Source organism: Psychrobacter sp. I-STPA6b, from assembly GCF_020662265.1.
Lineage (GTDB): Bacteria > Pseudomonadota > Gammaproteobacteria > Pseudomonadales > Moraxellaceae > Psychrobacter.
The window spans coordinates 355,050-368,256 of sequence record NZ_VEWM01000063.1; the positions used below are offsets into that span (position 1 = coordinate 355,050).

Genomic DNA, 13,207 nt, shown 5'->3' on the forward strand with positions numbered 1-13,207 from the left:
TCAAACACCAATACCTCATTGATGTTTTGATTTACTTATTGATTTAACTGATTTTTTCTGACTATCCCTTGACCAAAGGACACAATGATGTTTAAAAATATCACCATAAAAGAGTTTGACCCTGATTTATATGAAGCGATGACTAATGAAAGTCGCCGTCAAGAAAACCACATTGAGCTTATCGCCTCAGAAAACTACTGCTCACAAGCAGTGATGGAAGCACAAGGCTCAGATTTGACCAACAAATACGCAGAAGGCTACCCCGGCAAGCGTTATTATGGTGGTTGTGAGTACGTCGATGTGGTTGAGCAACTTGCCATTGACCGTGCCAAAGAGCTGTTTGGAGCAGAATATGCCAACGTCCAGCCACACGCAGGTAGCCAAGCCAACTCAGCGGTATTTTTAGCATTGCTTGAGCCAAACGACACTGTACTAGGTATGAGCCTTGCCGATGGTGGACACTTAACGCATGGTGCGAGCGTCAGCTTTTCTGGTAAAAACTACAACGCCGTACAATATGGCTTAAACCCTGAGACTGGCGAGATTGACTATGACGAAGTTGAACGCCTAGCTAAAGAACATAAGCCTAAAATGATTATTGCAGGCTTTTCTGCTTACTCACAAGTAGTTGATTGGCAACGTTTCCGCGACATCGCAGACAGCGTTGGTGCTTACTTTATGGTCGATATGGCACACGTAGCAGGTTTGATTGCTGCTGGCGTTTACCCAAGCCCAGTACCATTTGCCGATGTGGTTACCACTACTACGCACAAAACCTTACGTGGCCCTCGCTCAGGTCTTATCGTTTCTCGTGATGACAAACTGGCGAAAAAAATCAACTCAGCGGTCTTCCCCGGCAACCAAGGCGGTCCATTAATGCACGCCATCGCTGCCAAAGCGGTATGCTTTAAAGAAGCCTTGCAAGATGATTTTAAAACCTACCAACAGCAAGTGGTTAAAAATGCCAAAGCAATGGCAGAAGTTATCCAAGAGCGTGGTTATGATGTGGTATCAGGCGGTACAGAAAACCATCTAATGCTAATCAGCTTAATCAAGCAAGAGCTAACTGGTAAAGAAGCGGATAAATGGTTAGGTGATGCTCATATCACTGTTAACAAAAACGCTGTACCTAATGACCCTAAATCACCATTTGTGACCTCTGGTATCCGTATTGGCACACCTGCGGTGACTACACGTGGCTTTAAAGAAGAACAAGCTCGTGAATTGGCTGGCTGGATTTGTGATGTACTAGATAGTCGTGGTGATGAAAAAGTCATCGACGAAGTACGTCAAAAAGTTGAAGCTATCTGTAAAGAATTTCCTGTTTATGAGAAAAATCAGTAACATTTGATTTTATTAAAATAGTTTTATTTTAGATGATTAGAAAAACCGCCTAGCAAATGTTAGGCGATTTTTTTATGTTAAGCTTATAAAAATTATGGGATATAAAGTTGAGTATTAAAAACTGAGTATAAAAATGCCATACAAACCCAATATCAATGAGTTGTTAGAAAAATTACAACAAAATCCTACTGATGATAAATTATTAACTCAGATTGCTTTTTATTATATGCAATACCCTGACGGTAATAAAGACTTAGAATATTTTAACAAAGCATACCAAGTTGCCCCTAATATAGAAAATAGCCATAATTTAGCGAATTGGTCATACCATGAATATGGCGATAAAACAGCGTTAGAGTTACAGCAGCAAGTCTTACAAAAACAACCAAATTCATATTATCCTTACGTTGGCTATGCTCAAATGCTAACGTCTGAATTAGAACACTTTTATAGTGACTACCATTTGGATAAAAAAATAAACTCATCACAATCTATCAATTATTATCAACAAATCATTCAATGTTACCAGTTAGCAATACAAAAATTCTCTCTTGCTCCTCTTGCCCATCAACAAAGACAGTGCCACTTACCCAGTTTATTACACCACAACAGAGCATGGGCAATGGCAATATTAGATAACTATAATCAAGCCTTGATTCAACTTAATAAAAGTGAGCAATTATTAAATAATGCCGTACAACAACAATTTATGGATATGCCTAGTCAGGATATACTAGTCGATTATATGTATAAAATATCATTAAATAAAATACGACTATATATTTTACTCAGTAGGGAAAAAGTTGATAGGAAAAAAGAGGCATTACAATTAATTGAGCAGACTAAAAAACACCCTAATTGTGATGATATAGATATTGCAGATTTATATGCCCAACTTGGTGAATACGAGTTATCTTATCAGACCATGATTGATAAGGTCGACAATATAGATGAGTCATGGCAGTGGATATGGTATGCCGTTCATCGGTGTAATAAAGAGAAATGGAAACAGCTACTTAAAAAAGGTATTGATGACCATCTAGCGTATATAGAGGATTTAGAGCAACAAAGTGAACAGCTACAAATAGAAAATGATTTGGTTATGTTGGCAGATAATTTACAATCTATCAAAAACGAACAACAACAAATAGAGCAAAAGAGACATCAATTAAAATGTATGAGCCAGCCTAAACCTAGTAATGAGATAAAATACTCATTACAGCATTTATATCTAGGCTGTTTATTGTTTGGTTATCCACCACATAGCACTAATATCAATGATGATAACCAATATATTTTTTAACAGGAGCTAACCACCATGACCCTACGCATTCACGCCTTATTACACGTTGATTTTGAAGACTTGGGATTTATTGCCGAGTGGGCAGAACAACATGGCTACCCTGTCAGCTATACCCGATTTTATAATGATGACCCACTACCCAATTTTAGCAATAACGATGCTAATAGTGCTAATAGTACGGAAGGCTTTGACTGGCTTATCGTCATGGGTGGACCGATGAGCATTCATGATGAGGACGAGTTTGGCTGGCTCAAAGCAGAAAAACACTTTATTAAACAATGTATTGACGCAGGCAAAACGGTCATTGGTATTTGTCTTGGCTCACAACTTATTGCTCATGTTCTGGGGGCAGAGGTTAAGCCCTCAGGGATTAAAGAGATTGGCTGGCTACCGATACGATTAACCACAGCAGGGCAAAATCACCCACTTTTGCAAGCATTACCAAAGCAAGAATTTAGCGTCTTTCATTGGCATGGTGATGGTTTTGCCATACCACAGGGAGCGACTGCCATCGCTGAGTCAGACGCATGGGCAAATCAAGGCTTTATTTATCAAACTGCTTCTCAAAAAGCAAAAAACAACTGGATATTGGCTTGGCAATGTCATTTTGAAGTCACCAAAAGCAGCATGGATAATATGCTGACACATGGCAAGGCAGAAATTGATACCGCTAAACCGCTTTACCCTGATACCGTACAAACGGTAGATACCATCAAAGAATTAGCCGATAAATATATTGCGGATAATAATAAAATGCTTGCTGGTATGTTAGATAAAATGGCTTTGGATATCAGTTAAAATAGCTAAATATCGAGATACCTAATCTAAAGAAAAAGAATAGGAAATAGAAGCTACTAGATATTCACCCTATTAAGTCAGTATTTACCAGAACCATCCTAATATTTGACGTATTCCTATTTATGTTTTTCTTAAACAGCCACTTTGCACATAATAATTTTCTGCATCCATTGGTGTACTACGCCCTAGCATACTACCTTTAGGCAAAATATAGTGTTCTTGAATCACTTTAACTAAATCTGAGTTTGTAATATACCCAACCACTTCCGTCTGCACTTGTACTGTTTTATACAGCTGATTTAGGACAATATCCTCCAATACCTCAACGCTATTTTGTTTTATTAATTTTTTAAAATCCTGATGAATATTACTGTCTACTCGACAAAATGATAGATAATCGTATTTATGATTATTATTTTCTTGTTGACTGTCTAAGCTCTGTTGGTCGAGCAAATAATAGGCGTCATTGTTATAAACTTGCCAATCTTTTGTTTCTAGTAATAACAAATTGCTAAAGCTCTTCGCTGTTTTAATGGCAACCTTATATGTTTGATTATTTTCATCTGTTATCACAAAATCACTATTATCCCACTGACCACGTTGATAGCAATCAAAATCTACATTACTAATATTATGGGCTTTTTGGCGACTTTGGCACATTTGATAAAAAGCAATCTCACCCATTTTGCCAATAAAGGCATCTAAAAATATTTGATGCGGTTTTCTTTGCTGACTACCACCGCTACGATAGTGCCGATGTTCACCATCTGTACCATAAGTCATCTTCCAGCTAAATGACAAGCAGTCTTGGATTTCTGAAATACTGGGGGTGTATTGCCACATTCCCTGTCCAAATCCACATTTGGTAGTAGGGTAGTAACAATTTCCATGTCTACGCAACTGCTGAGGTATAAATGTCATCGATTATCAGCCTTAATTATTTTATTATCATCCTATCAGGTATTAATATCATAAAATTTATATCAAGCAAATCACCTTTTTGTATTAACCCAAATATATATACTCAACCTGCTTTATTAAGATAATATATCAATATTACCTGTGTTTATTGGCTGTTTAAGATGCTACCTGTTCAAATCAGTATTTGAACTTTTCCTACTAAGATAAATATTCAACCATCTCCAAAAATGCAAAAAATAATATAATTGCATGACAAAAAAATGCTATGCTTAACGACAGTTTTACCATAAGAAATAAAGACCGTATGCTGTGGTGCAATGCCATGAGTTTTCATACTGTCGCCAATGTGTCGGAGTGACATATTGTTTGGGTGCTAAATTGACTTATTGATAGACGATAAGACAGTTTGGTGAATATGGTACGGTCAAGTCTTCCAGACTGACTGTAAAAATGTGCAATCAGATGTGACAGTCATGATATTGCACCAAGGAGATACTATGACATCTCAAGACTCTTCAAAATTAGTCAACTTTCGCTTACAAGCATTTTTTCAAAAGTATTTTATCGATGCCTTTACAGGAATGGCATTGGGTCTGTTTGTTACCTTAATAGCAGGACTCATCATCTCCCAAATCGGCAGATGGCTGGATATTGCCTTTTTAATGGATATTGGCAAACTTGCCAGTATTCTTATGGGTGCAGGTATTGGTGTTGGCATCGCCTACTATCTCAAAGCTCCCACTTTAGTCATGCTCAGTTGCCTCGTTGCAGGGATGCTTGGTGCACATTCTGAAGCATTGATAGCTGGTACATTATTTACCCCACAGACCAATACCCCTGCGACATTTTTGGCAGTGCCGGGCAATCCCATTGGTGCATATCTGACCTCAGTTTTTGCGTACCGAGTTGCCAGTTTGCTTGCAGGTAAAACCAAGCTTGATATTTTATTATTACCCATCACTGTCTGTGTGGTTTCTTTATTGGTCTGTGCTATTTTAAATCCACCCGTCATTGCTGCGGTTAATATGATTGGTGACGGTATACAGGCAGCCACAGAGCTACAACCATTGCTAATGGGAATTATCATTTCCGTAGTGGTAGGTTTATTATTGACCATGCCAACTTCGAGTGCTGCCATTTGTATTGCGATTGGTTTAAATGGGCTAGCAGGTGGTGCGGCTGTGGTCGGCTGTGCGGCACAAATGGTTGGCTTTGCGGTTGCCAGTTATAAAGATAATGGCATCAGTGGGCTTGTGTCACAGGGATTAGGTACAAGCATGCTACAAATCCCTAATATCTTTAAAAAACCCATTATTTTATTACCTGCTGTGATTGCCAGTGCCATTACTGGTCCGATTGCAACGGTAGGCTTTGGTCTGGCATGTACAGCAACTGGCTCAGGTATGGGGACAGCAGGCTTGGTCGGTGTCTTTGGTGTGATTGAAGCATCACAACCATTGATGAGTACTAGCCAAATGTGGCTGGCGATTGTGCTACTTATGTTTGTATTACCTGCTGTGATTGCTTGGCTAGTTGCAACTTTGATGAGACGAACTGGCTGGTTAGTCGATGGAGATATGAAGCTACCTTAGTTTCGCTTAATCGCTTAGATAGAGCTGGTTACTTCTATCTTATCTTTCCTCTATATGCTTATCTAACAGGCACATATCATCTAACTAGTTAGATGATATGTTTTCTTTGTTATCATTAAGTTTGCTTCTAATTTAACTTTAAACCATGCTACTACATAATACCTGTAATACCCTGCCAGCCAACTCGCAGTCCTAACAATGCCAAAATCAGCAAAATTAACTGACGGAAACGAGCTTGGGGCAGATGATGACGTAAGCGAATACCAAGCAACAACCCCACAATAGACAATACGGTTAATAATACAATCAGTCCCCAATCACTACCAGATAATGCCATGATTGGTTCACGTAAGATAATGATTTGGGCAATTTTTCCCAAAAAATAACACATATTACCGACTTTGGTGATGGTGTGTTTGTCATCACTGGCAGACAACAAATACATCAGCAAAATTGGAGACATGGCATTGGTTGCCCCACCGATAATCCCCGCCATTAAACCAACACCTACCAATACTGGTTGTGTGTTTGGCAGACGAATAGACTTGCCTCGGATACTGGTCAACACATAAAAAGCAATGGCAACAGCAAGTAGTAATAATAAATAAGCAGAATTAACCCAAATCAACAGCTTAGCCCCGACCAAACTACCGATAAGACTCATCAATGCCAGTAGCCAATATTTTTTGCCATAATAGACTAAGTTTTGCCACACACTTTTATCACCTCCAATCAGCCATGACATGCCATTCATAATTAAGGCAGGAAATAATACTAAAATAATGGCGTAAGATAATGGATGGCTACTGGCAACGGCGGTGGTCGTGACTAAGGGAAAACCAATACCACTAATACCATGCAACAAAGCAGCTACGACAAAAATAAATAATAAAAAAATATTTTGGCTAATGAGGCTCATTGGCAATACTCGATGATTTAATGATATTTTTACCGTCACCAGATACAGGCTATATTAAGGAGGTAATATACTTAACAACACAATGCGACTATTTATAGAAATTCACTTTATTAAAATTCACTTGATAATCAAAACAACCCATTATAAATAACAGAAAGTAATGGAGAAAAAGCTACAACGCCCCTTCATGCTTTAATAGCCATGCCTTGCGTTCAATTTTGCCTGCATAGCCTGTTAAACTAACATCACTACCAATGACTCGATGACAGGGAAAAATAATCGCTAGACGGTTCATAGCATTGGCATTGGCAACGGCTCTGACGGCTTTGTCTTTTTGCATCATTCTTGCTTGCTCGGCATAGCTAATGGTACTGCCATAGGGAATGGTCAATAAACACTGCCAAACTGATTGTTGAAAATCTGTGCCTAGCGTCTTGGTGGGTAAATCAAACTGGGTTCGCTTTTTATTAAAATAGGCATTAAGCTGGGTTATGGTGTTGATAGTAATGGCATTTTTTTCAAAGACGAAATATGCGATGAGTTTTTTTATCAATTGTTGTAATTCTTTAGCGATATGTTTTCTATCGACAAATTCCACTAAAAATAAATATTCATCATCGGCTACCACACACATCATTCCTAGTGGTGAGTCATAAAAATCCATGTTTAGTTTTTTGGCTACGGCTGTGCTTTTTTGCTCAGCAGTCGGCGTTAGGTGATGAATGATTGCTAATAAATTATCAAGATTAGCTTGATTGGTGTGTTTGTCTATAAATGAAGTATGGGTGGAGGTCATTGTCCTTTGTCCTTATTTTTATCCCTATTGTTACCCCTATTCTTATCTCTATTTTTGCCTCTATCATTTATTCCTATGTATGGTTATTGCTGTCTTTTACAGCTGCTATTTAGCCTTGTTATCATTGCCGGCTTTCACCATATATCATCACCAGTCCACCTATTGTCACCAATGCTAGACCTGCGATTTTAAAGGGGTCAATGGCTTTGATTTCTAATCCAAACCAACCTGTTTGATTTAATATTAACGCAAAATACATCTGTCCTAAAAACACCCATAGTAAGGTGTTCCCAGCCCCAATTTTGGGAGCAGTAATAAACATAAATAAGATGTAAAAACTACCGAGCAAACCAGGTGTCCACATCCACCATGAGGCATTGGCTGCCATCGCAGGTTTGATACCACCACTTATCAGATAAGCCAGTAGCAAAGAGGCAAACGTACCACCCAAATACAGATAAAAAGTGGCTTGTATTTGTGAGGCATGCGTACTATCACGAAAAGCATTAACGATTGCCAACTGTAGAGGTATAATCGCACCCGCAAGCAAGCTAAGCAATACATAAGGAAGGATTTTCATGGCTCACAACTCCAAATACTAACTTTACCCACTTATTTACTGACTGACTAATCGCATCTTTTTATCACTCTAATTATAGCCTAACCTACTGAAACTGACACCAAGTCAAACTTGCTCGCAGTACTACTTGCACACCTTCTTATACACCTTCGCTCGTTTTGCTTGTAACAGTATTCTCTTGAATTGACTATATCCATCAATCCTATCGTTATTTTTAAGTTATCCCCATCTGCTTTAGTCGTGCTTTATTAAGATGAACTTTAACAAACTCCCCCACCGCCAGATTACCCAATTCAAAGCCAGCCACTGACCAACGAATCAAACGCAAACAAGGCAGACCGACATGAGCAGTCATACGCCGAACTTGGCGATTTTTACCTTCATAAATGGTCATCATCAGCCATGAGGTTGGCACACTTTTACGCTCTCGTATTGGCGGATTGCGTTGCCATAATGGCATGGGCAGATTCTCTTCACTGACGACTTGCACATGAGCAGGTAGGGTTTTTCCATCTTTGAGCATAACACCTGCTTTAAGACTGGCAATCTGCTCTGGGGTGGCAATACCTTCAACTTGTACCAGATAAGTCTTGCGTTGTTTTTTGCCATCATTAGCAGTGGGTGGATGAGTAATGGCTTTATTCACTCGTCCATCATTGGTCAGTAGCAACAACCCTTCACTGGTGGCATCGAGCCTACCTGCAATGCGTAGAGATTTGTCATTAAATGGACTTTTGTTCAGGTAATCTGCCACTGTACCATAGTCATTATTATCATCATTACGAAACTGGCTTAATACGCCGTAGGGTTTATTAAATAAGACAAGCTGGGACATGATACTTTCCTAAAGTTTATTTTTTTGTTATACAAAAACACCCCAAACCTATTAAGATTTGGGGCGTTTTGTTGATCCAAAATATGGCTATTCTTGTATTCTAATGAATACTTATAATGACGCTAACGCTTCATTAAATAGTTTACTTGGACGCATGACTTGCTCAGCAATAGTCTCATCAGCAAGGTAGTAACCTTTTAGGTCAACTGATTTGCCTTGAGCTTCGTTTAGCTCTTTAACAATTGCTTCTTCATTGTCTGCAAGCTGTTTTGCAAGTGGGGCAAACTTCTCTTTTAGCTCGCTGTCTTTATCTTGATTTGCCAGCTCTTGAGCCCAGTACATAGCTAGGTAGAAATGGCTACCACGGTTGTCTAGCTCACCAGTTTTACGAGAAGGAGATTTGCCATTTACCAATAGTTTTTCAGTGGCTTTATCTAGCGTCTCTGCCAATACTTTAGCTTTAGCATTTTTGTCATTTTCTGCTAGATGTTCTAGTGATACCGCTAGGGCTAAGAACTCACCCAATGAATCCCAACGTAAGTGGTTTTCTTCTACCAACTGCTCAACATGTTTTGGTGCAGAACCACCAGCACCTGTTTCAAACAAACCGCCACCTTTCATTAATGGTACAACAGATAGCATTTTAGCACTTGTTCCCAGCTCTAAGATTGGGAATAAGTCGGTTAGGTAGTCACGTAAAATGTTACCAGTCGCTGAGATGGTATCAAGCCCACGATAGACACGCTCTAAGGTGTAACGCATTGCACGAACTTGCGACATAATCTCAATGTGTAAGCCTTCGGTGTCGTGGTCTTTTAGATACGTTTTGACTTTCTTAATCAGCTCGTTTTCATGTGGACGGTATGGGTCTAACCAGAAGACGACTGGGGTATTTGATTCACGAGCACGACGTACTGCAAGTTTTACCCAGTCTTGGATAGGTGCATCTTTCACCTGACACATACGCCAGATGTCACCTTTTTCAATGTGTTGCTCAAGCAATACTTCACCTGTATCAACATCAACAATACGAGCCATACCTGAATCGCTAGATTCAAAGGTTTTGTCATGTGAGCCGTATTCTTCAGCTTTTTGAGCCATTAGACCAACGTTTGGTACAGTACCCATGGTGGTTGGGTCAAAGTTACCATGCCATTTACAGAAGTTAATCATTTCTTGGTAAATACGGGCAAAGGTAGATTCAGGCATCACTGCTTTACAGTCATATAATTTACCGTCTGCACCCCACATTTTACCACCGTTACGAATCATCGCAGGCATAGAAGCATCAACGATAATGTCATTTGGTGAATGGAAGTTGGTAATACCTTTTGCAGAGTCTACCATTGCTAAACGAGGACGATGCTCTTGGCAAGCATGTAGGTCACGCTCAATCTCTTCACGTTTTGAAGCAGGTAGCTTGGCGATCTTATTGTATAAGTCAGCCATACCATTATTGACATTAATACCTAACTCATCGAAAAACTCACCATGCTTTTCAAATGCATCTTTATAGTAAATTTTTACTGCATGACCAAATACGATGGGGTGAGATACTTTCATCATCGTTGCTTTGACGTGTAGTGAGAACAAGATTCCTGCTTCACGGCAGTCTTCCATTTCTTGCTCATAGAACTCAAGCAATGATTTTTTGCTCATAAACATCAAGTCGATGATTTCTTTATCCAGCAGTTTAATTTCTGGCTTTAAGACTTTAGTTTCACCATCATCAGTCACCAGCTCCATACGTACCGTACGGTCTTTATCTAATGTTAGTGATTGCTCACCACTGTAAAAATCACCTTCGTGCATGTGAGAAACGTGAGTGCTTGACCACTGTTTCCACTCACCCATTGAATGTGGATTCTTGCGAGCATAGTTTTTCACCGCTTTAGGCGCACGGCGGTCTGAGTTACCTTCACGCAAGACAGGGTTAACCGCACTACCTAAGCTTTTGCCATAACGCTGGCGAATTTCTTTTTCTTCGTCGGTTTTTGGGTCTTCTGGGAAATCTGGAATGGCATAGCCTTTGTCTTGTAGCTCTTTAATGGCAGATTTAAGCTGTTGTACAGAGGCACTGATATTTGGCAATTTGATGATGTTAGCATTAGGGTCTTGGGTTAATTTACCAAGCTCTGCCAAGTTATCAGGAACACGTTGCTCTTCAGTTAAGTATTCAGGAAATTGAGCTAAGATACGCGCCGCAACAGAGATATCACTGGTTTCTACTTCAACACCTGCCGTTTGGGCAAATGCTTTGACAACAGGTAGTAAAGATAAGGTCGCCAGTGCTGGGGCTTCGTCAGTTTTGGTATAAATAATTTTTGACATTGTCGTAATAAGTTCCTTTAGGTTGTCGTGAATAATAAGGCTTAAAGATAATCTGAAACATATAAGGCAAGTGAATTATATCATCTGCCTACTAGCAATCCATTAATATATGACAATCAGGTTACTGATACTTACTTAATATATTTTATCCAGCTAATTTGACATATGAGTGATATGACTCTAAGTATATTCATACTTTGGACATATTAGAGTTGGCAACTATAAATCTAATATAATGTCAACCCTATTTGATGACCTAAGTGAGTTATTTTCACCCATACCCTATATGTTGGAATTATATTAAGCTAGTAGAGACCTTATTCTAGCAGTTATTAGCATTGATATCATCTTTTCCAGCACAATACCATCTTTTATTTTTATTGGTTTTTGTTATGTTATTTCTCTAATAAGTAACCCTTCTTGTATCACACTGCTACCATATCCCTCTCTTTCACCCCAATTATTCATATTTTTATCCATATTTTATGGCAACTTTTTCCCTTTAGCCCTTTACACCATACAAACAATAAAAAAGGTAAGCCCTCATGAGCTTACCTTTCTTGTTTTACATTGAGATTTAATCTAGCTACTTTTAACCTAACCAGATTATATCTTATCTGCTTATTTACCAGCAGATGCTTGTGCAGCAGCAACTTCAGCAGCGAAGTCTTCTTGTTTTTTCTCAATACCTTCACCCACTTCAAAGCGAACGAACTGTTTTACAGTCACGCCATCAGCTTTTAGGATGTCGCCAACTTTTTTGTCATTATCCATAACATATGGCTGACGAACTAAAGTTACCTCATCAAGATACTTGCGTAAGCTGCCTTCAATCATTTTTTCAACGATGTTATCAGGTTTGCCAGATTCACGAGCTTTAGCTTCAGCGATTTCTTTTTCACGTGCTAATACGTCAGCAGGAACGTCAGTATCATTTACAGCTACTGGGTTAAAGGCTGCAATGTGCATGGCAAGGTTTTTACCAATATCATCTGCACCACCTTCAGTAGAAACAACAACACCGATACGGATGCCATGACGGTATGAAGATAGGTTGTCACCTTCAACGATTTGCGCACGACGTACTTGGATGTTTTCACCAATTTTTTGTACCAAAGCCACACGCGCTTCTTCAACAGTTTGTCCGTCAGCATAAGCAAGCTCAGCGATTTGCGCAGCATCAGTCACACCATTTTCTAGTGCAACTTGAGCAACTTTTTCAGCAAATGCAGTAAAGTTTTCATCTTTTGCTACGAAGTCTGTTTGGCAGTTTACTTCTAGTAGCAATGCTTTATTACCTTCTTGAGCGATGATGATTGCACCATCAGCAGCAATATTGCCTGCTTTCTTAGCAGCTTTTGCTTGACCAGATTTACGTAGGTTATCGATGGCTACTTCGATATCACCATTTGTTTCTTCTAGTGCTTTTTTACATTCCATCATGCCTAGACCAGTACGGTCACGCAACTCTTTTACCAATTTGGCAGATACTTGTGCCATTGTGTTACCTCTTATATTGTTATGGTGTGATTAATGAATAATATGAAAGTGGTGAGTTGAACATCAGCACTGGTGGTTATGCTTACCATAAGAAACCAAGCGCCATATAATAGCTTATCAACTCTACAAAAACTTTCTGATATTCTATAACTTTAGAATGACAATGGCATGACGGGATAAGCCACATCATGCCGTCATCTAAGCTTACAGTGCTAATCTCAATTAGCAAGTACTGACTTACTGTTTACTGTATAGATTTATCTTTCTATAACACCCAGTATGCCAGAG

11 protein-coding genes are annotated in these 13,207 nt (G+C 39.1%); 4 read left to right on the forward strand and 7 right to left on the reverse strand.

The features are described 5' to 3' along the window. Positions 1-87 precede the first annotated feature (87 nt). The 3 genes from glyA (at position 88) to FHK88_RS06870 (ending at position 3,445) form a co-directional block, all read left to right on the forward strand. On the forward strand, positions 88-1,344 hold the full coding sequence (gene glyA, locus FHK88_RS06860) for a serine hydroxymethyltransferase (protein WP_227430084.1): 1,257 nt from the start codon (positions 88-90) through the stop codon (positions 1,342-1,344). Positions 1,345-1,477: 133 nt separating this feature from the next. Further along, on the forward strand, positions 1,478-2,647 hold the full coding sequence (locus FHK88_RS06865; RefSeq protein ID WP_227429991.1) for a hypothetical protein: 1,170 nt from the start codon (positions 1,478-1,480) through the stop codon (positions 2,645-2,647). A 15-nt stretch (positions 2,648-2,662) separates the two neighbouring features. After that, positions 2,663-3,445, forward strand: a complete 783-nt coding sequence (locus FHK88_RS06870) for a type 1 glutamine amidotransferase (RefSeq protein ID WP_227429992.1) — start codon at positions 2,663-2,665, stop codon at positions 3,443-3,445. A gap of 120 nt (positions 3,446-3,565) precedes the next feature. Here the strand turns inward: FHK88_RS06870 and FHK88_RS06875 are convergent, their stop codons facing one another. Next, positions 3,566-4,366 carry a hypothetical protein gene (locus tag FHK88_RS06875; protein WP_227429993.1) on the reverse strand — a complete coding sequence of 267 codons (801 nt, stop codon included), beginning with the start codon at positions 4,364-4,366 and terminating at the stop codon, positions 3,566-3,568. Positions 4,367-4,863: 497 nt separating this feature from the next. Between FHK88_RS06875 and FHK88_RS06880 the strand changes: the two genes are divergently transcribed. Next, positions 4,864-5,958, forward strand: a complete 1,095-nt coding sequence (locus FHK88_RS06880) for a PTS transporter subunit IIC (protein ID WP_227429994.1) — start codon at positions 4,864-4,866, stop codon at positions 5,956-5,958. Between the two features lie 151 nt (positions 5,959-6,109). Here the strand turns inward: FHK88_RS06880 and FHK88_RS06885 are convergent, their stop codons facing one another. The 6 genes from FHK88_RS06885 to tsf form a co-directional block, all read right to left on the reverse strand. Then, entirely contained in the window at positions 6,110-6,877 is a 768-nt protein-coding gene (locus FHK88_RS06885; RefSeq protein ID WP_227429995.1) for a sulfite exporter TauE/SafE family protein, read from the reverse strand. Between the two features lie 172 nt (positions 6,878-7,049). Beyond that, positions 7,050-7,673 carry a methylated-DNA--[protein]-cysteine S-methyltransferase gene (locus FHK88_RS06890; protein ID WP_227429996.1) on the reverse strand — a complete coding sequence of 208 codons (624 nt, stop codon included), beginning with the start codon at positions 7,671-7,673 and terminating at the stop codon, positions 7,050-7,052. A gap of 121 nt (positions 7,674-7,794) precedes the next feature. After that, positions 7,795-8,253, reverse strand: coding sequence for a DMT family transporter (locus FHK88_RS06895; RefSeq protein WP_227429997.1), 459 nt, complete (start codon positions 8,251-8,253; stop codon positions 7,795-7,797). A gap of 214 nt (positions 8,254-8,467) precedes the next feature. Continuing rightward, the gene (locus FHK88_RS06900) at positions 8,468-9,088 is read right to left on the reverse strand and encodes a pseudouridine synthase (RefSeq protein WP_227429998.1); all 621 of its coding nucleotides are present in this window, start codon (positions 9,086-9,088) and stop codon (positions 8,468-8,470) included. Positions 9,089-9,199: 111 nt separating this feature from the next. After that, complete coding sequence (locus tag FHK88_RS06905) at positions 9,200-11,419, reverse strand: NADP-dependent isocitrate dehydrogenase (protein ID WP_227429999.1); 2,220 nt, start codon at positions 11,417-11,419, stop codon at positions 9,200-9,202. 621 nt (positions 11,420-12,040) lie between these two features. Beyond that, positions 12,041-12,919: a translation elongation factor Ts gene (tsf, locus tag FHK88_RS06910; RefSeq protein WP_227430000.1), complete on the reverse strand. Its 879-nt coding sequence runs from the start codon at positions 12,917-12,919 to the stop codon at positions 12,041-12,043. Positions 12,920-13,207: the final 288 nt, after the last annotated feature.

Coding starts and splice junctions, on each gene's coding strand:
- FHK88_RS06865 (WP_227429991.1), top strand. CDS start 1,478: ATGCCATACAAACCCAATATCAATGAGTTGTTAGAAAAATTACAACAA.
- FHK88_RS06895 (WP_227429997.1), bottom strand. CDS start 8,253: ATGAAAATCCTTCCTTATGTATTGCTTAGCTTGCTTGCGGGTGCGATT.
- tsf (WP_227430000.1), bottom strand. CDS start 12,919: ATGGCACAAGTATCTGCCAAATTGGTAAAAGAGTTGCGTGACCGTACT.
- FHK88_RS06900 (WP_227429998.1), bottom strand. CDS start 9,088: ATGTCCCAGCTTGTCTTATTTAATAAACCCTACGGCGTATTAAGCCAG.
- FHK88_RS06870 (WP_227429992.1), top strand. CDS start 2,663: ATGACCCTACGCATTCACGCCTTATTACACGTTGATTTTGAAGACTTG.
- FHK88_RS06875 (WP_227429993.1), bottom strand. CDS start 4,366: ATGACATTTATACCTCAGCAGTTGCGTAGACATGGAAATTGTTACTAC.
- FHK88_RS06885 (WP_227429995.1), bottom strand. CDS start 6,877: ATGAGCCTCATTAGCCAAAATATTTTTTTATTATTTATTTTTGTCGTA.
- FHK88_RS06905 (WP_227429999.1), bottom strand. CDS start 11,419: ATGTCAAAAATTATTTATACCAAAACTGACGAAGCCCCAGCACTGGCG.
- FHK88_RS06880 (WP_227429994.1), top strand. CDS start 4,864: ATGACATCTCAAGACTCTTCAAAATTAGTCAACTTTCGCTTACAAGCA.
- FHK88_RS06890 (WP_227429996.1), bottom strand. CDS start 7,673: ATGACCTCCACCCATACTTCATTTATAGACAAACACACCAATCAAGCT.
- glyA (WP_227430084.1), top strand. CDS start 88: ATGTTTAAAAATATCACCATAAAAGAGTTTGACCCTGATTTATATGAA.